The organism is Streptomyces sp. NPDC107538 (assembly GCF_055657445.1).
This window is the reverse complement of record NZ_JBVKAY010000002.1, coordinates 419,500-443,549: the sequence shown is the minus strand read 5'-3', so window position 1 is coordinate 443,549 and position 24,050 is coordinate 419,500. Positions and strand designations below refer to the sequence as shown.

22 protein-coding genes are annotated in these 24,050 nt (G+C 71.2%); 13 read left to right on the top strand and 9 right to left on the bottom strand.

The genetic code is table 11. The annotated features are described in order from the left end of the window. Positions 1-557 precede the first annotated feature (557 nt). The 6 genes from ACZ7MG_RS07840 (at position 558) to ACZ7MG_RS07815 (ending at position 6,313) form a co-directional block, all read left to right on the top strand. Positions 558-1,547, top strand: coding sequence for a serine/threonine-protein kinase (locus tag ACZ7MG_RS07840; RefSeq protein ID WP_471388023.1), 990 nt, complete (start codon positions 558-560; stop codon positions 1,545-1,547). Continuing rightward, positions 1,534-2,034: a hypothetical protein gene (locus ACZ7MG_RS07835; RefSeq protein WP_471388020.1), complete on the top strand. Its 501-nt coding sequence runs from the start codon at positions 1,534-1,536 to the stop codon at positions 2,032-2,034. Before ACZ7MG_RS07840 ends, ACZ7MG_RS07835 begins: the two co-directional genes overlap by 14 nt. A gap of 177 nt (positions 2,035-2,211) precedes the next feature. Beyond that, on the top strand, positions 2,212-3,435 hold the full coding sequence (locus ACZ7MG_RS07830; RefSeq protein WP_471388017.1) for a hypothetical protein: 1,224 nt from the start codon (positions 2,212-2,214) through the stop codon (positions 3,433-3,435). 103 nt (positions 3,436-3,538) lie between these two features. Continuing rightward, on the top strand, positions 3,539-4,300 hold the full coding sequence (locus ACZ7MG_RS07825) for a vWA domain-containing protein (protein WP_471388014.1): 762 nt from the start codon (positions 3,539-3,541) through the stop codon (positions 4,298-4,300). A 1-nt stretch (position 4,301) separates the two neighbouring features. Further along, positions 4,302-5,090 (top strand): PP2C family serine/threonine-protein phosphatase, encoded by a 789-nt coding sequence (locus ACZ7MG_RS07820; RefSeq protein ID WP_471388011.1) that lies wholly within the window; start codon positions 4,302-4,304, stop codon positions 5,088-5,090. Between the two features lie 59 nt (positions 5,091-5,149). Continuing rightward, positions 5,150-6,313 (top strand): hypothetical protein, encoded by a 1,164-nt coding sequence (locus ACZ7MG_RS07815; RefSeq protein ID WP_471388009.1) that lies wholly within the window; start codon positions 5,150-5,152, stop codon positions 6,311-6,313. 356 nt (positions 6,314-6,669) lie between these two features. Here ACZ7MG_RS07815 and ACZ7MG_RS07810 read toward each other — a convergent pair whose 3' ends face one another. The 7 genes from ACZ7MG_RS07810 to ACZ7MG_RS07780 form a co-directional block, all read right to left on the bottom strand. After that, positions 6,670-7,254, bottom strand: a complete 585-nt coding sequence (locus ACZ7MG_RS07810; RefSeq protein WP_471388307.1) for a hypothetical protein — start codon at positions 7,252-7,254, stop codon at positions 6,670-6,672. A gap of 31 nt (positions 7,255-7,285) precedes the next feature. Further along, positions 7,286-8,848: a substrate-binding domain-containing protein gene (locus tag ACZ7MG_RS07805; RefSeq protein WP_471388006.1), complete on the bottom strand. Its 1,563-nt coding sequence runs from the start codon at positions 8,846-8,848 to the stop codon at positions 7,286-7,288. Then, positions 8,845-10,083: a toxic anion resistance protein gene (locus ACZ7MG_RS07800; RefSeq protein ID WP_471388003.1), complete on the bottom strand. Its 1,239-nt coding sequence runs from the start codon at positions 10,081-10,083 to the stop codon at positions 8,845-8,847. Before ACZ7MG_RS07800 ends, ACZ7MG_RS07805 begins: the two co-directional genes overlap by 4 nt. A 21-nt stretch (positions 10,084-10,104) precedes the next feature. Continuing rightward, positions 10,105-11,178 carry a hypothetical protein gene (locus ACZ7MG_RS07795; protein WP_471388000.1) on the bottom strand — a complete coding sequence of 358 codons (1,074 nt, stop codon included), beginning with the start codon at positions 11,176-11,178 and terminating at the stop codon, positions 10,105-10,107. Positions 11,179-11,508: 330 nt separating this feature from the next. After that, positions 11,509-11,916, bottom strand: coding sequence for an SCO4983 family protein (locus tag ACZ7MG_RS07790; RefSeq protein WP_471387997.1), 408 nt, complete (start codon positions 11,914-11,916; stop codon positions 11,509-11,511). 74 nt (positions 11,917-11,990) lie between these two features. Continuing rightward, the gene (locus ACZ7MG_RS07785) at positions 11,991-13,202 is read right to left on the bottom strand and encodes a pyridoxal phosphate-dependent aminotransferase (RefSeq protein ID WP_471387995.1); all 1,212 of its coding nucleotides are present in this window, start codon (positions 13,200-13,202) and stop codon (positions 11,991-11,993) included. A 415-nt stretch (positions 13,203-13,617) separates the two neighbouring features. Further along, on the bottom strand, positions 13,618-14,373 hold the full coding sequence (locus tag ACZ7MG_RS07780; protein WP_471946119.1) for a hypothetical protein: 756 nt from the start codon (positions 14,371-14,373) through the stop codon (positions 13,618-13,620). 155 nt (positions 14,374-14,528) lie between these two features. On the opposite strand from ACZ7MG_RS07780, the gene ACZ7MG_RS07775 reads away from it, so the two are divergent. Together ACZ7MG_RS07775 and ACZ7MG_RS07770 are read left to right on the top strand one after the other, a co-directional pair. Then, entirely contained in the window at positions 14,529-14,843 is a 315-nt protein-coding gene (locus ACZ7MG_RS07775) for a hypothetical protein (RefSeq protein WP_471387989.1), read from the top strand. 211 nt (positions 14,844-15,054) lie between these two features. Further along, the gene (locus tag ACZ7MG_RS07770) at positions 15,055-15,957 is read left to right on the top strand and encodes a S1 family peptidase (protein ID WP_471387986.1); all 903 of its coding nucleotides are present in this window, start codon (positions 15,055-15,057) and stop codon (positions 15,955-15,957) included. A gap of 55 nt (positions 15,958-16,012) precedes the next feature. Here the strand turns inward: ACZ7MG_RS07770 and ACZ7MG_RS07765 are convergent, their stop codons facing one another. Together ACZ7MG_RS07765 and ACZ7MG_RS07760 are read right to left on the bottom strand one after the other, a co-directional pair. Continuing rightward, positions 16,013-17,638, bottom strand: coding sequence for an N-acyl-D-amino-acid deacylase family protein (locus ACZ7MG_RS07765; RefSeq protein ID WP_471387983.1), 1,626 nt, complete (start codon positions 17,636-17,638; stop codon positions 16,013-16,015). 49 nt (positions 17,639-17,687) lie between these two features. Next, positions 17,688-18,977 (bottom strand): amino acid deaminase, encoded by a 1,290-nt coding sequence (locus ACZ7MG_RS07760; RefSeq protein WP_471387980.1) that lies wholly within the window; start codon positions 18,975-18,977, stop codon positions 17,688-17,690. A gap of 153 nt (positions 18,978-19,130) precedes the next feature. Here ACZ7MG_RS07760 and ACZ7MG_RS07755 point away from each other — a divergent pair, with 153 nt between their 5' ends. From ACZ7MG_RS07755 to ACZ7MG_RS07735, 5 genes are all read left to right on the top strand, one after another. Then, positions 19,131-20,405 carry a sugar kinase gene (locus tag ACZ7MG_RS07755; RefSeq protein WP_471387977.1) on the top strand — a complete coding sequence of 425 codons (1,275 nt, stop codon included), beginning with the start codon at positions 19,131-19,133 and terminating at the stop codon, positions 20,403-20,405. After that, positions 20,402-21,163, top strand: a complete 762-nt coding sequence (locus ACZ7MG_RS07750; protein WP_471387974.1) for an IclR family transcriptional regulator — start codon at positions 20,402-20,404, stop codon at positions 21,161-21,163. The genes ACZ7MG_RS07755 and ACZ7MG_RS07750 overlap by 4 nt, the downstream gene beginning before the upstream one ends. A gap of 16 nt (positions 21,164-21,179) precedes the next feature. After that, positions 21,180-21,590 (top strand): RidA family protein, encoded by a 411-nt coding sequence (locus ACZ7MG_RS07745; protein WP_471387971.1) that lies wholly within the window; start codon positions 21,180-21,182, stop codon positions 21,588-21,590. A gap of 147 nt (positions 21,591-21,737) precedes the next feature. Beyond that, entirely contained in the window at positions 21,738-23,189 is a 1,452-nt protein-coding gene (locus ACZ7MG_RS07740; RefSeq protein WP_471387969.1) for a GntP family permease, read from the top strand. A 77-nt stretch (positions 23,190-23,266) separates the two neighbouring features. Further along, positions 23,267-23,974, top strand: a complete 708-nt coding sequence (locus tag ACZ7MG_RS07735; protein ID WP_471387965.1) for a hypothetical protein — start codon at positions 23,267-23,269, stop codon at positions 23,972-23,974. Positions 23,975-24,050 lie beyond the last annotated feature (76 nt).

Genomic DNA, 24,050 nt, shown 5'->3' with positions numbered 1-24,050 from the left:
TTTCGCCTTGGCCGGTCGCGGGTTTTTTGTTGCGCCCGATGGGGTGGGGCGCTGGGGTCCGTTTGGCGGGTGCGGGTGCGTGGGGCTTCTCGCGCAGTTCCCCGCGCCCCTAAAAGACACGGCCCCTTCGGGCCTGAAAAGACCAGGCCCTGGCGGGCCTGAAAGGCAGCGCCCCTTCGGACCTGAAAGACCAGGCCTCCGCGGTCTGAAGGACCACGCGCCTGCGGGTTTGGAAGAGCAGGCCTTCGCGGTCTGGAAGACCGCCCCCTTGCGGGTCTGGAGGGCCCGGCTTCTGGCGGTCTGGAAGGTGAGCGGTGGCGGGGCTGAAAAGCACGGGGCGTAGCCCCGGCTTTTCAGGGGCGCGGGGAACTGCGCGAGAAGCCCCGCCGGGCCCGCGCTGACCCACCCACCCCGCGCGGAGCGCGAAAGGGGGTCGAAGGGGCGCAGCTCCTGGGATGGGACGGGTAGGGGCGGAGGGGGCGAAAAAGGCTGCCCGGCACGGAATTTCGCGGGACACTCGGGACATCCGCACCGAACCCCGAAATGAGGTGAGCGGGGTGCGTACACCCGTAAGTGACCCCCTGAAGATCGGCCCGTACAAGATAGTCGGCCGCCTGGGATCGGGCGGCATGGGCTGGGTCTACCTGGGCCGCTCACCCGCCGGCCGAGAAGTCGCCGTAAAGGTCGCCCGCCCCGAACTCGCCGCCGAACCCGAGTTCCGCGAACGCTTCGCCCGCGAGGTCGCCGCCGCCCGCGTGGTCAGCGGCGCCTACACCGCCGCCGTCGTCGACGCCGACCCCACCGCCGAACTCCCCTGGCTGGCCACCCTGTACGTCCCCGGCCCCTCCCTCGCGGAAGCGGTCCGCACCGACGGCCCCCTCCCCGAGGGCCAGGTCCGCCCCCTCGGCGCCGGCCTCGTCGAGGCGCTGCAGGCCATCCACGCCGCCCGCGTCGTCCACCGCGACCTCAAGCCGGCGAACGTCCTGCTCGCCCAGGACGGCCCCCGCGTCATCGACTTCGGCATCTCCCGCGTGGACGGCGCCCCCGGCCTCACCCGGGTCGGCGTCGTCGTCGGCACCCCGCCGTTCATGTCGCCCGAGCAGATCCGCGGCGACCGCGTCGGCCCGCCGAGCGATGTGTTCTCCCTGGGCGGCGTCCTGGTGTACGCGCTCACCGGCCGCCCACCGCACGGCAGCGGGGAGGCCGTGCGCGTGGAGGTCGTACGAGGAGAGCCCCGGCTCGACGGCGTACCGCCCGGACTGCGGCCCCTCATCGCCCGCTGTCTGGCCAAGCGGCCCGAGGACCGGCCCCGACTCGCCGAGATCCTGACCGGGTTGGTGGAGGAGGAGACGCGCGTCGAGGTGTGGCCGCCGCCGCGGGTGGCCCGGACGATCGAGGTGCGGTACGAGGAGCTGAAGGAGCGGCACCGGCGCCGTACGACGAGCGAGTCCGTCCCCTCCTGTCTGCTGCTGCACGCGCGGGCCCTGCTCGACGCGGGGCTGACCGACGCCATGGTCGCCGGGGCGGTGGTCCGTGACGACGCCTGACTCCTACCCGGGCCGCGACTCGTACCCCGGCCGCGATTCGTACCCGGGGCGCAACGCCGAGATATACGACCTCGGCACGCACTGGCGGCAGTTGGTGCAGAACTGGGTGGCGCGGCGGAATTACCACACGGTCCATGACACGGTCTCCGTCTCCCTGCAATTCGACCTGCACGAGGCGGGGCGAACGGTCACGTTGCGCTTCATGACCACCAAGAGACTTCTCGTGGCCTTCGCGACGGACGGAAATTTCCTGCGGCAGGACCAACTCGCCATAGCCGCCGCCGCGTCGAACGCATGGAATACCGAACAATTGAACCCCATGCTTTCCGTGTGGGATGTGCGGGGGCCGCGGCCCTGTCTCGCCGGGGTCTGTGATCTGCCGCTGACGTGCCGGATCACTCAGGCGGACTTCGATGCTCTGGCCAATGACTGGGTGGAGCGGGCGCGGCAGATGTTCAGTCGCTGCCATCAGGTGTTCAAGTTGTAGAAGTGAAAAGCATACTGATCGAACGTCGGCGTAACTCGCCGTAATTCCATCGGCGGAAATCACCAAACCCTTCCGGCCAACCGGCTGCCTGCTCCACTATTGGATGGGCTTTTTCAGGGCCGCGGGGGCGTGCCTTTCAGGCCACGGGGGGTTGGTGCGATGGGTGCGATCGGGCGTTTGTCGTTTCTGGGTGTGCTGGTGGGGCTGCTGGTCGCACTGGTGCCGGGGGGCTCCGCGGCGGCGGCGAAGCCGTGCGAGGGCCCGCTCGCGCAGTGGCTGAAGTGCTGGACGTCGTACCTCGACAAGGGCGAGCCGTACGTCGTCGTGCTCGACGAGCCGTTGTCGCTCGCCGGACCCGAGCGGGAGCAGGGCGGGCTGCTCAAGGACGACGTGGAGGAGCGTCGGCACCAGCTGGTGGTGGAGGTCCCGAAGGACGGTCGGACGGGCGACGGCGGTACGGCTCTGCTGGTCCTGGCCGGGGGCCGGATGGTCCACCCTGACGCCCGGATCGACCGGATACCGCGGTGGGCCGTCGACGAGTTGAAGAGCGCGGGGGTCTGCGAACCGCAGCAACTGTGCGACCAGATCGTCGAGACGGACGAGCGGACACCACCGTTGACGGGCAGCCACCTCATCGAGCTGGGGGTCGTCGCCGACATGTCCACCCGTGTCGCCGCCGTCGCGCCCGTCTCGAAGGCCCCGAACCCCACTCCCACCGAAACTCCGACCGGGCGCGGCGAGCACGGCAGCACGACCGAGGCCCCCGGCCTCGAAGCCTCCGGAGACGGGTACAGCGCCGCATCCTGGACCGCCTTCTGGATGGCGTTGCTGCTCGCCCTTCTGCTGCTCGCCTTCGTCGTCATGATCCGGCGGTCCAGGGGGCCGGTCGCCGTGGGGCACCGGGCGCCGTCCCCCGGGCGGGCGGCCGGTGGGGGCGTGCGGGGCGGGCCCGCGCGTACCGCACCGGCGCACGCGGCGCGCGGCGGCGGCGCGGGCGGCAACGGTGGCGCCCATGGCGGAGTCAACGGTGGAGGCCATGGCGGAGCCAACGGTGGTGGCCATGGCGGAGCCAACGGTGGGGGCGACGGCGGCGGGGACGAGCGCACCACCCGGCTGCGGGTCGCGCCCGCCCCCGCCCCCGCTCCCCGGCACGGGCGGCAGGTCGGCCCCCGCCCGGCGCACGCCCGGACCGCCGTCGTACGCACCGAACTCCACCCGCAGGGCTATGTCGAGGTGGACCGGGTGCTGCGCCGGGCCGTGTGGGCCGAGCCGGGCCGCCCGCCACCCGCACCCGGCAGCCTCGTCGACGTCACCGACGCGCGGGAGCGGGACTCCGACGTCCTGTACGCCTTCCCGCCGACCGCCGCCCGCCACGCGAAGGGCACCACCCCGCCCAGGTGACCGACCCGGCAGCACCCGAAACACCGGAACCACTCAGCCCCACCAGAACCACTCAGCCCCACCAGAACCACTCAGCACCACCAGAAGCACAGGGGGATGAACCATGCACAGCGAATACCCGCCCACCCTGCCGGCCGAGTACGCCGACATCGAGTTCGAGAACAACGCCCAGCGCATGCCGCTCGTGCTCTGCCTCGACACGTCCAGCTCCATGGCGGGCCAGCCCATCCAGACGCTCAACAACGCGCTCGCCGAGTGGACCAGGGAACTCCACGACGACGTCAGCCTCAGCTACAGCGTGGAGGTCGCCGTCGTCACCTTCGGCGGTCAGGGCGTCGGCGCCTGGCGTGGGCCCCAGCTCCTCGACCCGCGCACCCGGACCAGCCCCTTCATACCGGCGCACGCCTTCCAGGCGCCGCAGCTGACGGCCGCCGGGGTCACCCTGATGACCGAGGCGCTGGAGCTGGCGATGCACATCGTCGCGGCCCGCAAGAGCGAGCTGCGGGCGTCCGGGCTGCAGTACTACCGGCCGCAGATCTGCCTCGTCACGGACGGACTGCCCACCGACCCGACCGGCCATCTCACCGAGTCCTGGCGCCGGTTGGTGCCCGTCCTCGCGCAGGAGCAGAGCGCCCGCCGGTTCCGGCTGTACGCGATCGGGGTCGGCGGGATCACGGACATGGGGGAGTCGGTGCTGCGGGCGTTCGCACCCAAGTTCAACGCCCGGCTGCAGGGGTTCCCGTTCCGGGAGCTGCTCCAGATGATGTCCGCCAGCGCCAACGCCGAGCAGAAGGGGGCGGGGGACGAGGTGTTCGAGAAGATCTTCAGCCAGTTCAAGACCCAGCGCCCGGCCTGGGAGGCGTGAGATGACCGCCGCCCCGCCCTGGCGGATCCACGGCCTCAGCGTCGAGGGCTATCGGCACCGGCGCCAGGGCCTGCCCTGCCAGGACGCCTGCGCCGCCGCCGCGACACCGTCCGTCGCCGTGCTCGCCGTCGCCGACGGGGCCGGCAGCCGGCCCCGTTCGGAGGAGGGCTCGCGGCTCGCGGTGCAACTGGCGTCGGACTACTTCGTACGCCGGGCCGAGGCGGCCGTGGAGGTGCGGCCCGGGGAGGCCGTGCACGAGCTGCTGCGGGACGCGCTGCACGACGTGACCACGGACTTCGTCGACCGGACCGGCGCCGACACACAGGACTTCGCCACGACGCTCACGGTGGTGGTGCTCACGCCCGGCTGGCTCGGGCACGTCACCGTGGGGGACGGGCTCGTCGTCGTACGGGCCGGGACGGAGGACGGGGAGCGGCAGTTCCATCTGCTGCCGCAGGCCGCGCCGGTGAGCGAGTACAGCAACGAGACGGTGTTCCTGACCTCGCCGGACGTGGCGCGCTGGACCCGTACCGAGTGCGTCGCGGACGACGGGGTGGACGGGGTGCTGCTGTCCACGGACGGGCTGGCCCAGGCGATGGTCAACCGGTCGGCGGACGGCGCCCCGTCGCCGAACACCTCGTTCGCCGACGCCGTCTTCCGCTCCCTGGACACCGCCGGGGACGACGACCGCGACTCCAATCTGGCCGCCCTGCTGCGCTCCGACCGCCTCACCGCCCTCAACGCCGACGACAAGACCCTGCTGCGCGCCGTCCGCACGGACCGGCGCTGACCCCAACGACCAGTCGACGACCACTTGATGACCACGTGACGACCACTCGGAGGTAGGCCATGAGCGGCCGCACGGTCTTTCTCGACGGCAGGCGGGTCACCCTGGCCGAGCTGCCGTTGAAGGGCGGTGGACAGGCGGCCGTGTTCCCGGTGGAGGGGGACACGGGGATCGTCGTCAAGATCTACCGGGACACCCCCGGGCCGGACCAGGAACGACGGCTGGCCCGCATGCTCACCATGTCCCCGCTGGCCGCCCGCCCCACGGACGCCAGTCAGCCGCCCGAGCTGGCCTGGCCCACGGCGATCGCCCGGGGCGCGAACGGCGAGTTCCTCGGCTACGCCATGCGCCGCTTCGGCGAACCCCAACACGTCCAGCTGGTGGGCCTGTTCACCCGTGTTCAGCGCCTCAAGCTCTTCCCGGACCGGGCCGACTGGCGGTTCCTGCTCGGTGTCGCCTGGAACCTCGCGTTCATGACGGCCCGGATGCACTACGACAACCTCGTCATCGGCGACTTCTCCAGCAGCAACGTCGTCGTGGACGCCAACGGCTTCGTCACCTTCCTCGACTGCGACTCCATCGCCTTCACCGACCCGGCCACCGGTGAGCTGTTCCCGTGCCTGATGCACACCACCGACTACTCGTCGCCCGAGCGGCAGGCGGGCGGACCCGCGACCCGGCAGAGCGACGACTTCGCGCTCGCCGTGCTCGTCTACCAGCTGCTCACCGCCGGGAACCATCCCTTCGGCGGGGTGCCGCACGAGAGTGCGTCCGAGTCGACGGTCAAGGACAACATCGCCGCGAGCTGCAGTTATGTCGTCCGGCCCGAGAAGGTCACGATCCCGCGCGGGACGATCGACCCGTCCGTCCTGCCGACCGAGATCCTCGCCCTCGCGAAGGCCGCGTTCGGGGCGGGGGTGCAGGACCCCGGGGCGCGGCCGAAGGCCGAGGCTTGGCTGCGGGCGCTCGACAAGGAGCGGGGGGAGGTGCGGGCGTGCACGGTGCGGCCGCTGCACACGTACGGGTCCCATCTGCCGACCTGTCCCTGGTGCACGCGGGCCGCGGTCACCGGGCACGACGTCTTCAACGGGCCGCGGCCGACGTCGGTCCCCGTCCCGCCGGGGGCGCCGCCGGATCAACCGCCCTCCCCGTACGCGGCGTTGAAGGTGCTGGCCGTGGTGGTGGGGGTGGTGTTGTTGATCGTGCTCCTGGTGAACGTGGGGTGAGGTCCGCGGTTCGAGGGGGGTGGTGCGGCGTTCGTCGGCGGCTGCGGGTTCGGTGGGGCGTCTCGCGCAGTTCCCCGCGCCCCTGAAAAGCAGGGGCTGCGCCCCATGCTTTTCAGCCCCACCGCCGGTCGCCTTTCAGCCCCACCGCCGGTCGCCTTTCAGCCCCGCCGCCGGTCGCCTTTCAGCCCCGCCGCCGGTCACCTTTCAGCCCCACCGCCGGTCACCTTTCAGGGCCGCCCGGGCTGGTCTCTCAGGCCCGCAGGGGCCTGGTCTTTTAAGGGGCGCGGGGAACTGCGCGAGAAGCCCCACCGGAGCCGCACCCGACAACGCACCCCCCCACACACACATCGCCCCCCTCACCCCGACCGGTCCTCCAGATACCGCGTGTGGGACTCCTGCCGCCGCGCCTCCGCGTCGCGCAACGCCGAGGCCAGGCGGGCCAACTCCGTCTGGAGCAGGCCGAGTTGGTGCTCAAGGTGCCGCTCCGGCGGATCCGTGCCCGGGGTGAGGCGGGTCCACCAGCGGTTGCGGACGTAGGTGTCGACGGCCTCGGGAACGTCCTGGCGGACCGCACGGGAGAGGGCGTGGACGCCCTCCGCGTCACGGGCCAGGACCTCGGCGACCCAGCCGGGGTCGAGGAGGGCGGTGAGGAGTTCGGTCAGCTCGGTGAGCCGGCCGGCCGCCGCGGGCGGCAGCTCGATCCCGGCCAGGTACTCCCGAAGCGTGCCGAAGTCCCCGCGCAACTCGTCCAGTTGGGCGGACGGATCCGGGAAGTCCGGCACCGCCGGCCGCTCCGGCGGAGCGATCAGCGCACCCGCGCCGTACAGCCCGACGACCACGACCGGCCAGTACGCCCCCGCGACCCCCGCGAAGGTCAGCCCGAGCCCGGCGACCCCGAGCGCGCTGCCCGTGAGGTTCTTCCGGGACTCGACGTACGCCATGAGTCTGCTGGACACGCTGCTCACCCTGGACCTACTGGTAGCCACGGATCTCCTCGAAGGCGCCGTCCAGCGAGCCCTGTTGGGCGTCGAAGAGACGGCCGCCGGTCAGGTCGGCGATGTGCTCCAGCTCGCTCCTGTCGGAGTCGCCGAAGAGGATCGGGAAGACGGGGACACGCTGCTCGGCGGCGGACAGCCGGCCGTAGAAGGCGTCGAAGTCGGCGGGGCCAGCCCCTTGCGTGTTCTCGCCGTCCGTCATCAGCACGATCGAGGTGAAGGTGTCCCGGTCGGCGGTGCCGAGATGCTCGTACGCCTTCTGCAGCGAGGTGTAGATGGCGGTGTCGCCGCCCGCGGACAGCTCCCGGGTGTCGGCACGGATGCCGTCGAGCCCGGCCTTCGGGTCGTCGGGCCGCACGACATGCGTCCGTACGCTCTTCACGTCCGACCCGAACGGCATCAGCGTGACCTCCTCCCGGTCCCGGAAGTCGCCGGTCAGCTCGGTGAGGGTGGACTTCAGCCGGTCGAGGCGGTCGCCCTCCATCGAGCCCGAGGTGTCCAGGACGTACACGGTCCGGGAGGGGCGGCGCAGCTCGTTCTCGTACGCGTCGAGGAGTCCGTCGGCGACGGAACGGGTGCCGGGGAACGGTAGTTCGCGGCGGCGCGTGGTGTCGAGACCGGCCGCGGGCGGCACGGAGGCGACGACCGGGCGGCGCAGCGTCTGCTCGGTGATCAGCCGCTGGATGTCCGGGGTGCGCAGCGCCTCGGTGAGCCGGCGGACGTCGTCCCGGACCTCCTTGCTCGTGGAGGCCAGCGAGGAGAGCGGATAGTCGGCGGTGACGACCCCGTCGCGCGGCCGGATCACCGTCAGGTCCTTGCGCGACTTCAGCACGGACTCGTAGTTGAGCAGCGCGTCGATGTCCCCGCGCCGGTCGTACGCCGCCGCCAGCCAGCCCGACGACCCCGAGGTCAGCTTCTGTCCGGTGAAGAACTCCTTCAGCCGGGGAGTCGCCCGCGCCACATCCGCGTCCGTCAGCGCGGACTGGGCCTGGGAGAGCCCCGAGGCGACCGAGACGAGCGTGGAGAAACCGGAGTTGGAGCGGGACGGGTCGGTCATGCCGTAGGTCAGCTTCCCGTCCGCCACGGCCTGTTCGATGTCCGACCAGGTGACGTCCTCCGGCTTCCACCCGAGCTTCAGTACGGTCGCGTGCTTCACGCCGATCGCGACGGGGCTGGACATCACCGGCGTCTCCGACACGACCTGCTTCGCCGCGTCCGGGCGGAGCCGCAGATAGTCGTTGGAGGACAGCCACACCGCGTCGTACGAGCCCTTCGCCCGCTCCTCGGTGAGCAGGTCCACCGCGTCCAGCGTGCCCATGTAGGTGGGCCGCACCTTGATCCCGGTGTCCTTCTCCACCCGCTCCAACACCGGCTTCATATCGGCGAGTTCACTGGAGGCGAGGACCCGGAGGGTGCCGGGGACGTACTTGGTCGCCTCGGCGGGATCGGGCAGCCCCTGGTCCGTGGCACCGGTGCAGGCGGTCATCAGCAGGGCGATCACGGCTGTCAGGGCGGCCCCCACCGTCGTACGTACTCTCATGCGAGACCACCGCCTTCCAGGGCGCCCTGGTTGCGGCTTCGCTCCAAGTACCGTGTCGCGCTCTGGAGTTCGGAGGTGAGGGACTCGACGGTCGCGGCCATGGTCTCGGTCGCCTGGACCTTGTACGTGTCGATCGCGTCGAGGGTGCGGTAGATCTGCTGGAAGGCCGAGCGGAGGGTCTCCGCGCCGACGGCCGGATCGGCGGCGATGCGCTGGATCTCGCCGCTCTGCGTGGCGAGCATCTCCGCGTTGCCCCGGATCAGGTCCTCCGTCGTCCCGCGCAACGCGTTGACCTGGTCGACGACCTTCTTCTGGTTGTCGAGGGCGGAGGCCAGCATCACGGAGATCCGCAGCGCCGAGACGGTGGTCGTGGCGGCCCGGTCGACGCCCTTGATCAGCTCCTCGTTGTTGCGCCGTACGACGTCCATGGCCAGGTAGCCCTGGGCGCAGACGGCCAGTTGGGTCAGCAGGTCCTGGTGCTTCTGCCGGACCGGGAAGAGGACGTCGGCGCGGAGGGTGTCGCCCTGCTGCGGGTCGATCCCGTCGACGTGCGTCCGGATGTGCTCCTCGACGGCCGTGTCCAGGGCCTCCGTCAGGACGACGTACTCCTGGAGCTTGCCCATGGTCTCCCACAGCCGGACCCGCTCGGTCTGCAACGCGGCGTTGTCGCGCCGCAGTTCGTCCTGTCCGCCGCGCAGCGACCCCACGATCTTGTTCAACGTCCCTTGCGCGGAGGCGTATTTGGCGACGTGGTCGCGCAGCTTGTTGCCACCCGGCAGCCGGGACAGGAACTTGCGCCCCTTGCTCGCCGACAGATCACGCGGGTCCAGGTCCTCGACCACCCGCCGGAGTTCCACGAGCGAGCCCGCGACCTGCGATTGGGCGTCCCCGCCCTTGCTCGGCAGGCTGCGCACGGTGCGCTCCAGCATCCGGTTGGACTGCGCGGCGGCGGTCCGCATCTCGCCCGCGCCGAGCGAGGTGATCTCCCCGACCCGGCCGGCGAACTCCGGGGAGCGGGCGTCGAGGGCGGCGAGCCCCCGTACGTACTCCTCGGCCTTGCGGGCCATGTCCGTCCGCACGGACTCCTCGACCGGCACCAGCCCGCCGGCCTTCTCCCGGGGCACGGCCGCGACCGGCTCGGGAGGGGTGAGGGTGAACGGGCTGTCGCCGATACCGCTGCTGCTGTTACCGCTGTCGCTATTACCGGTGTTGCTGTTACTGCTCGCGATGCTCATGTGTCGTGTTCCCCCGTCGTCCTACTGGCCCCTGGCCCGGCGCGCCATCTCGTGCAGCACCTCGGAGGTGGGCACGGGCGCCTGCCGGACGGTCAGCTTCGGCATCAGATACGTGGTGTGGCCGGCGATCGCCGACGTGAACTCGGTGGCCGCGCCCTGCGGCCGGAACCCGTGCCGGGCGGCCAGTTCGCGCAACGTCGGGTCGGTGCCGAGGAGTTCGCCGAGCGCTCGGCCCTCGTCCGTGACCGGGACGACGGTGTGGTCGCTGAAGACGGTGGTGTCCGGGTAGAGGACGACCAGGTCGTCGACGCTCTGCCCCTCCGTGAGCATCGCGGCGACCTGCGACTCGTAGACCAGGACGAGCGGATTGCCGACCCCGCTGACGAAGTCACGGAACGCCGCGTCGGTGCTCGGCTGCTGGGCGCCCTGGACGCTGATCAGCTCGCGCATCAGCGGTGCCGTCCGGTCCAGGTCCGCCTTGCCCGTGACCACCCGGCCGCCGTTGGCGACGTTGGAGGCGGCGGCGAGGTAGAGGGCGCCCGAGTTGGAGGTGGTCGGATCGGTGGTGGCGATGTAGAGGAGCCCCATCAACTCCCCGTACTTCTCCGCCCCCTTGAGGTCCTGCCAGGTCCGGCCGGCCTCGGCTGCCTTCAGATACGCGCCCATGTCGAGCACGCCCCGGTCCTTGTCCAGCGTGGCGAGCCCGTTCTGCCGCAGCACCTCGGCGGCGCCCCGGTGGGCGACCACCACGAGGGGCGAGTAGAAGGGGCGGGGGAGCGGTTCGCGCACCTGGTACTTCGCGGCCAGCTCGTCGGCGGGTGCCTTGCTGGACGGGAACGCGAAGTCGTACCCCCGCAGATCCAGACCGTCCATGGCCCAGGATCCCGACGTCTCCGTCTTCACGGTGTAGCCCTGGGCGGCCAGGGCCTTCACCACCTCCGGGTCGGCGAAGAACTCCGCCTTCTCCGACCCGATCACGCCTCGCACGGTCTTCGTTGCCGTGCCCGTTTCCCCGTTGTCCCGGCCCGCCACGACGGCTGCCACCACGCCGCCGATCAGCAGGACCGCGAGGACGATTCCTGCGATTCGTCTCACACGGGGAGAGTGCTCCCGGAACCCAACGTTCCTTGTGAAGACGGGTGAACGGGGGGTGAAGCGGTGGTCCCGGAATGCAACGGACGTCCCGTGTGCGGGGGTTCGTTGGCGGGTGCGGGTCCGGTGGGGCTTCTCGCGCAGTTCCCCGCGCCCCTAAAAAGACCAGGCCCCCGCGGGGCTGAAAGGCGACCGGCGGCGGGCCGGAGAAGCGCGGGGCGCAGCCGGTGCTTTTCAGGCCCGCAGGGGCCTGTGTCCTTTAGGGGCGCGGGGAACTGCGCGAGAAGCCCCACCGGACCCGCACCCGCCAACGAACCCACGCCCCCCGAGCTGCTACGCGCTCAACGGCACACCCGCACCCGCATGCGCATCCATCCGCTCGGCCGCCAGAATCGCCGACGCCGTATCCGCCCGCGACGCCGCCACGACGAGCGCCCGCCCGGCCAACGCATGCGCCCGCCGGTGCAGCCCGGCGACATCATCCCCACCGGAGGCAGCCGCGGACCGCACAGCCGCTCGCCCACCCCGCAGCCCGGCCACCCGCGCGGCCAGCGCCTCCGCGGCCGTGTCGAGCTCCTCGGAGGGGGTCAGCGCGCGGAGCGCGTCCGTCGTCGCCAGCAGGGCCGCCAGATGCCCCGCGAGCTGGATGTCCAGCTCTTCCTCACGCGAACGGTGCGGGAAGTCGGAGGAGGCCGCGACGGCCATCGTGTGGACCGACTTGGTGCGGATCGGCTCGTACATGGGATGGCCTCCAAGCGCTCTCGGAGGGCCAGCCTACCTTAGAATCCGTCTAAAGTTGAGCGAGATCCGATCGTCTACGCCTGCCCGTATCCATCCAGGAAGTTCCCGATCCGGGTGATCGCGGACCGCAGATCACCGACCGTCGGCAGCGTCACGACCCGGAAGTGGTCGGGCTCGGCCCAGTTGAAGCCGGTGCCCTGCACCACCATGATCTTCTCCTGCCGCAGCAGGTCGAGGACCATCCGCCGGTCGTCCTTGATCTTGAAGACGTTCGGATCGAGGCGCGGGAACAGATACAGCGCCCCCTTCGGCTTCACACACGACACACCCGGGATCTGCGTGAGCAGCTCGTACGCCACGTCCCGCTGCTCCTTGAGCCGCCCGCCCGGCAGGACCAGGTCGTTGATCGTCTGCCGCCCGCTGAGTGCGGCGACCACGCCGTGCTGCCCCGGCATGTTCGCGCAGAGCCGCATGTTCGCGAGGATCGTCAGGCCCTCGATATACGAGTCGGCGTGAGCGCGCGGCCCGGAGATCGCGACCCAGCCCACCCGGTAGCCGGCGACCCGGTACGCCTTGGACATGCCGTTGAAGGTGAGGGTCAGCAGGTCGGGGGCGACCGAGGCGGTCGGGGTGTGCGTGGCGCCGTCGTACAGGATCTTGTCGTAGATCTCGTCCGAGCAGACCAGCAGGTTGTGGCGGCGCGCGATGTCCGTCAGACCGCGCAGCATCGCCTCGTCGTACACCGCGCCCGTGGGGTTGTTCGGGTTGATGATGACGATCGCCTTGGTGCGGTCGGTGACCTTGCGCTCGACGTCCGCGAGATCCGGCATCCAGTCGGACTGCTCGTCGCAGCGGTAGTGGACGGCGGTGCCGCCCGACAGTGACACGGCCGCGGTCCACAGGGGGTAGTCCGGGGACGGTACGAGCACCTCGTCGCCGTCGTCGAGCAGGCCCTGCATGGCCATCACGATCAGCTCGGAGACGCCGTTGCCGATGAAGACGTGCTCGACGTCCGTCTCGATGCCGAGGGTCTGGTTGTGCATGACCACCGCGCGGCGGGCCGCCAGCAGGCCCTTCGCGTCGCCGTATCCATGGGCGCTGGAGACGTTGCGGAGGATGTCCTCCAGGATCTCGGGCGGGCACTCGAAGCCGAACGCCGCCGGATTGCCCGTGTTCAGCTTGAGGATGCGGTGCCCCGCCGCCTCCAGGCGCATCGCCTCCTCGAGAACCGGGCCCCGGATCTCGTAACAGACGTTGGCGAGCTTGGTCGACTGGATCACCTGCATGTCCGTGAGCTTACGGCCCGGTAACGCGTTTCGGGTCGTGTTTTCCACCACGTGGGACGGCCGCAATACCCCGAAATGCCCCGCCGCCGCGCGCTGGGCCCCTCCTCTCTACCATCCGCGAGCAGGTACGGCCGCCCCCCACCCCACGGCCGCCGACCGCACGGCACCTGGCCGTACGCCCCCTGACACCTGGCCGTACGCCCCCTGGCACCTGGGCGTACGGCCCCTGAGACGAAGGCACGGGAGCACGATGAACGGGGTGGACGGACGAGGTGGGCCACGCGCACGGGCCGGACCGGACCGAGCCCGGCCCCGGAACACCGCCGAACGTGTACCACCCCGTCGGCGCCCCCCACTCCACCCCCGCCTACGAATCCTTCAAGGACCCGGCCACCGCCCACGGCCGGCAGAATGCCTACGACGACACGGTCCAACTGAACGAAGCCGTACCGCCCACCCCGGACGGAGCCTTCTCGCGCGGGCCCGGCCCCACGACGGCGGACATGCGGTACGGGGAGGGTGCGCCGTACGGGGAGGGTGCGCCGTACGGGGAGGGCGCGGCGTACGGGGAGGGTGCGGCGTACGGGGAGGGTGCGGCGTACGGGGAGGGTGCGGCGTACGGGGAGGGTGCGGCGTACGGGGAGGGCGCGGCGTACGGGGAGGGCACGGCGTACGGGGGTGGAGTGCCGTATGGCGAGGGTCCGTCGCCCCGGAGTGGTGCGTATGACGCGGCCGGCGTGCCGTACGGGGAGGACGTGTCCTGCGGGGACGATGCGCCGTGCGGGGGTGGAGTGCCGTACGGCGAGGGTCCGTCGTCCCGGAGTGGTGCGTATGACGTGGACGGCGGGCCGTACGGGGAGGACGCGCCCAATGGGGACGATGCGGCGTACGGGGGTGGAGTGCCGTACGGCGAGGGCCTGTCGCCCCGGAGTGGTGCGTATGCCGTGGACGGCGGGCCGTATGGGGGGACGTGTCCTATGGGGACGATGCGCCGTACGAGGGTGGAGTGCCGTACGGCGAGGGCCCGTCGCCCCGGAGTGGTGCGCATGACGCGGACGGCGTGCCGTACGGGGAGGACGCGCCCCGCGGCGACGATGCGCCCCGCGGCGACGATGCGCCCCGCGGCGACGATGCGCCCCACGGCGACGATGCGCCGTATCAGGCCGGGCACCCGGGAGCATCCGGTCGGCCATCCGCCCCGCTGGACGGATCGGAAGCCCTGCGGGCAGGTCGGTGGGCGCGGCCGGTCGACGGGCGGCGGGGCACGCTCGGCCGGCGTCGGGCCCGGCGGCGGGGCGTGTTGATCGCGGGCGGGATCGGGCCGCCGTGCTCGCCGGTGCCGCCGTGGCGGGGGCCGGGCTCGGCACATCGGAGGCGGGGCCCGGCGCCCCGGCCCCCGCCGGCTCCGCCCCGGCCGGCGACCGCCCCGGCGACGTGGACACGGGCACCCCGTCGGCCGGCGCGACCTCCGCCACCGGTGCCGCGACGTCCCCGGGCGCCCCCTCACCGGACGCCTCCACGCCCCTGTCCACCACCCCCTCCGGCAAGCCCTCCAGCTCCACCTCCACCACCGCCCCCTCTTCACCCCGGGGCAACGGCAACCAGGGCCGAGGGCAGGGCGCGACGAAGGGGCCCAAGTAACCCACGGGCAGGCGGCCCCGCTCGGCGCCCCCTCCTCCAACCCCAACCCCCCACCCCCTGGCCGAAGATCACGCGGCCGGAACCAACTCCTTGCTCGTCCTCCACATCGCCCTCACAATGCGCATGACAAACTGCGGTGGCCGGAAGATCTTCTGCCATCCGCAGCAACGCAGCCCATCCATATGGCCATGTAGCAAGAGGGGACCCCCACATGAGAAAGCCTCTCGTTGCCTCGCTGTTCGCCCTGGTGATCACCGGGACGGGCGCGGCACCGGCGGTCGCGGCACCGGAACCGGCGGACACGGCGGTGAAGACGGTGGTCGGCAGTGTCGTCGACACGGCGAACAAGACCGTCGCCGACCTCACAGCCCAGGACGTCCAGGCCGTCAACTTCGCCGGCACCGTCTCGCTCAGCAACTGCTCCGGCTCGGTCGTGCGCATGCCCGACTCCGAGGACAACGACCCCGCGCTGGTGATGACCAACGGCCACTGTCTGGAGAGCGGCTTCCCCGACGCCGGCGAGGTCATCGTCGACCAGGCCTCCACCCGCACCTTCGGCCTGCTCAACGCCGCCGGCACCCGCGTCGGCACCCTCCGCGCCAGCAAGATCGCGTACGGCACCATGACCGACACGGACATGGCGGTGTACCAGCTCACCACCACGTACGCGCAGATCAAGAGCACGTACGGCATCGACGCCCTCGTCTACGACACCGCGCGCCCGACCACCGGCACCGCCATCACCGTCGTCTCCGGGTACTGGAAGCGGACGTACAGCTGCGCGGTCGACGGGTACGCGTACCGGCTGAAGGAGGGGGACTGGACCTGGAAGGACTCCATCCGCTACACCTCCGCCTGCCAGACCATCGGCGGCACCTCGGGCTCCCCGGTCCTCAACAACGCCACCGGCAAGGTCGTCGGCGTCAACAACACGGGCAACGAGAGCGGGCAGCGCTGCACGGTCAACAACCCCTGTGAGGTCGACGCGAACGGGACCGTGACCGTCCGCCAGGGCATCAACTACGCCCAGCAGACCTGGCACGTTCCCGCGTGCTTCGGCGTGGACAACAAGCTGGACCTCACCGCGAGCGGCTGCATCCTTCCCAAGCCGTAATCGGTAGTTCTTCGCCCGCGCGCCGGTGGGGCTTCTCGCGCCGTTCCCCGCGCCCCTAACGGGGCGCGGCCCTCCGCACCGCCCGGCCCGCCAGCACGTCCGTCCGCCGCCCGTCCTCGATGACGAAGCGGCCGTCGACCAGGACGTACGGGATGCCGGTGGGGAGGGTGCGCGGGGCCTCGTACGTCGATCCGGCGGCCACGGTCGCCGGGTCGAAGAGGACGAGGTCGGCGCGGTACCCCTCGCGGACGCGTCCCCGGTCCGCGAGGCGGAGCCGCGCGGCGGGACGTGCGGTGAGATGGGCGACGCACTCCTCCAGGGAGAGCACGCCCAACTCCCGCACGTACCGCCCGAGATAGTGCGGGAACGTCCCGTACGCCCGCGGATGCGGCTTGTCGCCGCGCAGGATGCCGTCGGAGCCGCCGGTGTGCACCCGGTGGCGCATGATCGTCCGTACGTTCTCCTCGTGGCCGACGTGCTGGAGGATCGTCGAGCCGAGCCGGTCCTCGACGAGCAGCCGGCGCGCGGTGACCCAGGGCTCCTCGCCGAGCGCCTCCGCCGACCGCGCGACCGTCCGCCCCACGTACGACGACAGCGCCGGGTCGGCGACCCCCGAGATCTCGATGGTGTCCCACTCGATCGGCACGCCGTGACAGCCGTCGGCGCCCACCACCTCCATGTGGTGCCGGATACGCCCGGCCGTGTCCTCGTCCGCCAGCCGCGCGAGGATCGCCTCAGGACCACCCTCGCTCGCCCAACTCGGCAGCATCGCCACGAGCGTCGTACAGCCGGGGGTGTAGGGATAGGTGTCGAGGGTGATGTCCGCGCCGGTGGCGAGCGCGTCGTCCAACAGCCTCAGCAGCTCGGGCGCCCGCCCCTCGTTCACCCCGAAGTTCATGGTGGCGTGGGCCAGATGCAGCGCGCATCCCGCCTCCCGCGTCAGGGCGACCATCTCCTCGTACGCCCGGAGCGCGCCCGCCCCGTACGAGCGGTGGTGCGGACAGTAGTAACCGCTGTACGACGCCACCACCCGGCACAGCTCGGTCAGTTCGGCGTCCTTGGCGTACATGCCCGGGGTGTACGTCAGCCCCGACGACATCCCGACCGCGCCCTCCCGCAGCCCGGCCGCCACCAACTCCCGCATACGGTCCAGCTCTTGACCCGTGGCCTCCCGGTCCTCCCACCCCACGGCGAGCATCCGCACCGTCCCCTGCGGCACCAGATAGGCGGCGTTCAGGGCGATGCCCTCACCCCCGAAGCCGTGGTCGAGCCGGTCCAGGTACTCACCCACCGAACGCCAGCCGAAGTCGATGTCCTCGCCATAGCCGTTCCAGCCGGTGATCGCGCGGCGGACCTCTTCCAGGGTGCGGTCGTCGACCGGCGCGTACGACAGCCCGTCCTGGCCGATGACCTCCAGGGTCACCCCCTGCGCCGCCTTCGCGGTGTGCTCGGGGTCCCGCAGCAGCGCGAGGTCGCTGTGGGCGTGCATGTCGATGAACCCGGGGGCCAGGACCAGCCCCTCGGCGTCGATCTCCCGCCCGCCCCTCGGCCGCTGGCACCCGGCCGCGGCGGCCTCTTTCACGATCGACGCGATCCGGCCCCCGGCCACGACCACATCGGCCCGGTAGGAGGGCTCACCCGACCCGTCCACGACCTCGGCATCACGGAAGACCAGGTCCATGCGCGTCACCTCTCGGATCTCGGAACACCACACAACTCGACAGCCGGGCTCAGAAGAACGTCCTCACGTACCCCGTCACCACCCCATCCCCCTCCACCACCGGAATCAGCTCCCACTTGTCGAACGACGTGCACGGATGCGACAGCCCGAGCCCCACCCAGTCCCCGACCTCCAACGCCACGCCCTCTTCCGTCCGCAACCACGCGTGCTGGTCCGATAGCCCGGTCACCGCGATCCCGGAGGCCTCACGCACCACCCCCGTCCCCGCGTCCCGCACCACCTCCGCCGACGGCAGATCGAGGTCGTACGCGGCGTCGCGCTTGCCCGCGTTGGCGAAGGCCTGACCGGGGGAGGGGCGGGAGACGACCTGCGCCCAGAGCCGGAAGGCGGGCTCCAGCGCGCCCTCCTCGGGAACACGGTTGAAGGGCGTGAGCCGCCGATAGTGCCCGGCGTCATGCGAGACATACGCACCCGACCGCAGCAACTTCAGCACGGGCACCGACAGTTCGGGCAGCTCCGCGAACACATCGGCGACCGCGTCGAACCACGCGCTGCCGCCCGCGCTCACGATCACCTCGTCCAGCCCCGCGAACCGCCCCGCCTTGTCGAAGTCGACCGCCAGCGCGGTGAGCCGGCGCAACCACGCCCCCACCCGCTCCGGATCGGCGTCCGGCACCTCGCCCTCGTACCCGGCGACCCCCACCAGCCGCAGCGTGCCGACCCCGGCCACCGCGTCCGCGACCGCCGCGCACTCCGCCTCCGTACGCACCCCGGTCCGCGCCCCCTCACCCGCGCCCAGCTCGACAACGACATCGACGGGGCGAGCGGCGGCCCCGGACTCCCGCAGCGCGGCGTCCATCAACTCGACCCCACGCACGGAGTCGACGTAACAAACGAACCGGAACCCCGGATCAGCCGCCAGCTCCCCGGCGACCCAGCGCAGAGCGGCCGCATCCACCACCTCATTGGCGAGGAAGATCCGCTCGATCCCGAACTCCCGTGCCACCCGCACCTGATGAGGCACGGCAAGGGTGATCCCCCAGGCCCCCCGCTCGATCTGCCGCCAGAACAGCTCCGGCGCCATGGACGTCTTGCCGTGCGGGGCGAAGGCCAGCCCGTGACGCTCGGCGTACGTCTCCATCAGCGCGAGATTGCGCTCCAGCCGCTCGGCGGACAGGGCCAGCACAGGCGTGGTGAAGCCACCGGTGAACAGGTTCCGCCGCTGCGCGGCCAGCTCGGCGACCGTCAGCCCGTCGGCGTCCGGCGGAAGCCCCTTGAACCGGTGATCGACGCGCTCCGCGCCCAGCCGGGCCAGTGCTTCGACACCCTCGACACCCATGAAGCCTCCTGAAGCTGAAGTCCCCCGACGACGCCCATTGCAACATATGCAACGTTCATTGCGTATGTCGCTTACAGCTGTCTAACATCCCAGCCAGCGCCGGGTCAACGGTGCCCACCCGCACCAGCCGACGCGACGAGGAGCCCCACCATCGTGACCGCCGACGGACGCCGCTCCCCCGACATCGACGTGGTCGCGCTCGGCGAGTCCATGGTCACCTTCCTCCCCACCCGCCCCGGCCGCCTCGCCGACGTCCCCTCCTTCGACCGGTCCATCGGCGGCGCCGAGTCCAACGTCGCGATCGCCCTCGCGGCAACCGGGCACCCGGTCCGCTGGGTGAGCCGGGTGGGCACCGACGGCTTCGGCGACCACCTGATCGAGACGATCGCGAGCCACCACGTCGACGTGACCTCCGTCGTACGCGACCCCACCCGCCCCACCGGCATCTACTTCCGCACGGCGGGCGACCGCTCCACCACCACCCACGAGGTCGCCTACTACCGCGCCGGTTCGGCCGCCTCGGCGATGTCCCCCGAGACCGTCGACCTCACCGCCGTACGCGCAGGCCGCATCCTGCACCTCTCCGGCATCACGGCGGCCCTGTCCCCCGACTGCCTCCGCCTCCTCCACACCCTGACGACCCCCCACCCCCACCCCCACCACCCCTTGATCTCCTTCGACGTCAACCACCGCCCCGGCCTCTGGAACGCCCCCGAAGGCCCACACGTCCTCCTCGAACTAGCCCGCCGCGCCGACATCGTCTTCGTAGGCGAGGACGAGGCCCAGGAGGCCTGGGGCATCACCGGCGGCCCGACCGCCATCCGCACCCTGCTCCCCGAGCCCACCACCCTCGTGGTGAAACAAGGGGCCCACGGAGCCACCCTGTTCGAGCGCCCACCCGCCTCCACGGATCAGCCGCGTACGGACGGAAGGGGGCGTGCCGGGGGGTGTCCGCCCGCAGCGGCCGGCGTCCACCCCCGGGCCCTTCCCCACCAGGCGGCGCCCGCCGGACCGAGGACGGAGACCCCCCGGCACGCCCCCGACCCCACCCCCACCGCAGGCGACCCGGAGACGACGCGCACCCGGCCACCCACGGACACCGCACCCACGGACCCCGCCCCCACGGACACCACGACCTTCGTCCCCGCCCCCACCGTCCACGTCGCGGCAGCGATCGGCGCAGGCGACGCCTTCGCCGCCGGCTTCCTCTCCGCCACCCTCCGCACCCTCCCCGCCAAGGCCCGCCTCCGCCACGGCCACCTCATGGCCGCAGCCACCCTCACCGCCCCCGGCGACCTCGGCACCCCACCCCACCGCGACCACGCCGACCGCCTCGCCGCCCTGGACGACGACGCGTGGGGGAGACTTCGACTCGGCCCCGGCTGGACGCAAGCCGAGCAGGCCCCCGAGGAGGTACGCACCCCATGAGCCAGACCGTCGACCGCGCGCTCAGCATCCTGCCGCTGCTCGCCGAGGGCCCCGCCGACCTCGGCCAGGTCGCCGACCGCTTGGGCGTCCACAAGTCCACGGCCCTCCGCCTCCTCCGCACCCTCCACGAACACGGCCTGGTCTACCGCCAGTCCGACCAGCGCTACCGCCTCGGCGCCCGCCTCTTCGCCCTCGCCCAGGAGGCCGTGGAGAACCTCGACATCCGCGAGATCGCCCACCCCCACCTCGTCCGCCTCAACGAACACTGCGGCCACACCGTCCACCTCGCCGTCTACGAGGAGAACGAGGTCCTCTACATCGACAAGGTCGACAGCCGGTACCCGGTCCGCATGTACTCCCGGATCGGCAAGCCGGTCGCCATCACGGTCGCCGCGGTCGCCAAACTCCTCCTCGCAGACCTCCCGGACCCCGAGCGCCGCACCCTCGCGGAGAAGCTCGACTACCCCCTGTACACGCCCCGTTCGACCCCCAACGCCCCCGCCTTCCTCAAGGAGCTGGCACGGGTCCGCGAACAGGGCTGGGCCACCGACCTCGGCGGCCACGAGGAGTCCATCAACTGCGTCGCCGCGCCCATCCGGGGCACCGACGGCCGGGTCGTCGCCGCGATGTCGGTCTCCGCGCCCAACGTGGTCGTCACCGCCGACGAACTCCTCACCCTGCTCCCGCTGGTCCGCCGCACCGCGGACGCGATCAGCGGCGAGTACTCCGGCAGAACCCCCACCTCAGACCCCGTATGACGGACAAGGACCCGGTATGACCGACAAGATCGCCCTCACCCCGAAGACCCACACCGCACCCCCCGCGAAGTTCTCCCACGGCGTCCGCAAGGGCAACATCCTCCAGGTCGCGGGCCAGGTCGGCTTCCTCCCCGCGGTCGAGGGCCAGCCCCCGACCCCCGCCGGCCCCACCCTGCGCGAGCAGACCCTCCAGACCCTCGCCAACGTCCAGGCGATCCTCGAAGAGGGCGGCGCCACTTGGGACGACGTGATGATGATCCGCGTCTACCTCACCGACGTGGACCACTTCGCCGAGATGAACGCGCTCTACAACGAGTACTTCGAACAGCACCTCACCGCGGCCCCCGCCGCCCGCACCACGGTCTACGTAGGCCTCCCCGCAGGCCTCCTGATCGAAATCGACGCCCTGGCAGTCCTGAACGCCTGACCCACCGCCCCCGCGCCTTGATGGGCCGCAGGCCCCAAAGGGGCGCGGGGAACTGCGCGAGCAACCCCCACAAACCCGCACCCGGCCCCTCTTGCGATCCCCCCTGCCCGGATTCCGCATCCGCATGCCCCCACCCAGAGGACCCCCATGCCCGAAACACCCCCACACACCGGCGGCCTGCTCCTCCTCATAGACGGCACCGCCGGCCTCCTCACCGTCGCCGCCCTCGGCATAGCCCTCCTCCTCTTCCTCATCATCAAGACGAGACTCCAGCCCTTCGTAGCCCTCCTCGCGGTCTCCATAGCCGTCGGCCTGGCCGCAGGCCTCTCGGTCACCGAACTCTTCGGCACGGTCCAGCGAAGCGACGCCGTCTCGACCATCGAGTCCGGCATGGGCGGCATCCTCGGCCACGTCGCGATCATCATCGGCCTCGGTACGATGCTCGGCGCCATCCTCGAAGTCAGCGGCGGAGCCGAGGTGTTGGCCTCCCGCCTCCTGAACCTCTTCGGCGAGAAGCGCGCCCCCCTCGCGATGGGCCTGACCGGCCTGATCTTCGGCATCCCGGTCTTCTTCGACGTCGGCATCTTCGTGCTCGCCCCGATCGTCTACGCCGCCGCCAAACGCTCGGGCAAGTCGATCCTGCTCTACTGCCTCCCGCTCCTCGCCGGCCTGTCGATGACGCACGCCTTCCTGCCCCCGCACCCGGGCCCGGTGGCCGCGGCGGGCCTCCTCCACGTGGACCTCGGCTGGGTCATCCTGATGGGCGTGGTCTGCGGCATCCCGGCCGTACTGGCGGCGTGGGCGTTCTCCGCGTGGATCGGCCGCCGTATCTTCGTCCCCGTACCGCAGGACATGGTGGAGGCGGCGGAGGAGTCCCGTCAGGCGGTGATCGACGAACAACGTGCCGCAGGAGTGGCGCCCACGGAGAAGCCGGTCCCCCTCACCACGGTCTTCCTCATCATCGGCACCCCCCTCCTGCTGATCCTGGCCGCGACGTTCTCCTCGATCGCGCTGGACCCCTCCACCCTCCGCTCGGTGATCGAGTTCTTCGGCAACCCCTTCGTCGCGCTGACGATCGCCCTGCTCCTCGCCTACTACCTGCTCGGCATCCGCCGCGGCTGGTCCCGCAAGTCGCTGGAGACGGTGTCGACGTCGTCCCTCAAGCCGGTCGGCAACATCCTGCTGGTGGTCGGCGCGGGCGGGGTCTTCGGTGCGGTACTGAAGGCGAGCGGGGTGGCGCAGGCCCTGTCGGACACGTTCAACGACGTGGGCCTGCCGGTGCTGGTCCTCTCCTACCTGCTCTCGGTGGTGCTCCGGGTCGCCCAGGGTTCGGCGACGGTCGCGATCGTCACCACGGCCGGTATCGTCGCGCCCCTGCTGACCGGGGGTGACCACTCCCAGGCCTTCGTGGCCCTCGTCATCATGGCGATCTCGGCGGGTTCGATCTTCGCGTCGCACGTCAACGACGGAGGTTTCTGGATCGTCGCGAAGTACTTCGGCATCAGCGAACGCGACACCCTCAAGACCTGGACCGTCCTGGAGACGGTGCTGTCCCTCGCGGGCTTCGCGGTCGCGGCGGTATTGAGCGTGTTCGTCTGAGCGTCGTGAAACCCAGATACGGACATATGCCCGGGCCGACTGTTCCCGGCACAGGATCGTCGACCATACTGCCCGCTGTGGAGCAGCGCATCGGTTCGAACACCCAGCCCCTGGCCGCCGCGGCGGTCGACCCGTCGCACATCCCAGGACTCACGGCACCGGTGTCCGTGAAGAAGGAGGACACGGAACCCACCGAACCGGCAGCGGAAGCCGAAACCGACGCGGAAACCGACGGCGAAGCCAAGGACGCATCCGAGACGGAATCCGACGCGGAATCCGACGCGAAAGCCGACGCGGAAGCTGACGGCGAAGCCAAGGACAAATCCGGCGCGGAAACTGACGGCGAAGCCAAGGACGCATCCGACGCGGAAGCCGACACGGATACCGACGGCGAAGCCAAGGACGAGACCGACGCGAAAGCCGACGCGAAAGCCGACGCGGAAGTCCCCACCGACGCCCCCTCAGACACCCCCACAGACACCCCCACAGACACCCCCGTCTTCGAGGCCTCCGACCGCCGCGCGAAGATCACCGCCGACGCCGCCGGCGTACGGCTCCGCCTGGACGACCAGGAGTGCGAGTTCACCTGGGACGAGATCGGCGCGATCGAGACGGAGTCCCCCCTCTTCGGCAAGCGCTTCACGATCACGGTCCACACCCCCGACCGCCGCTGGTACTTCCTGGAGATCGAGGCCAAGGCGAAGTCCGAGCACGCGACGTGGGAGAAGCAGATCGACGAGGTCCTGGACGCGTACTTCGAAGAAGAGTCGGACAGCGCCCCGTAAGGGGCGCGGGGAACTGCGCGACCAGCCCCGACGGTCCCGCAGTTCCCCCCTCCCAGAACGAGCTCAGAACCCTCGG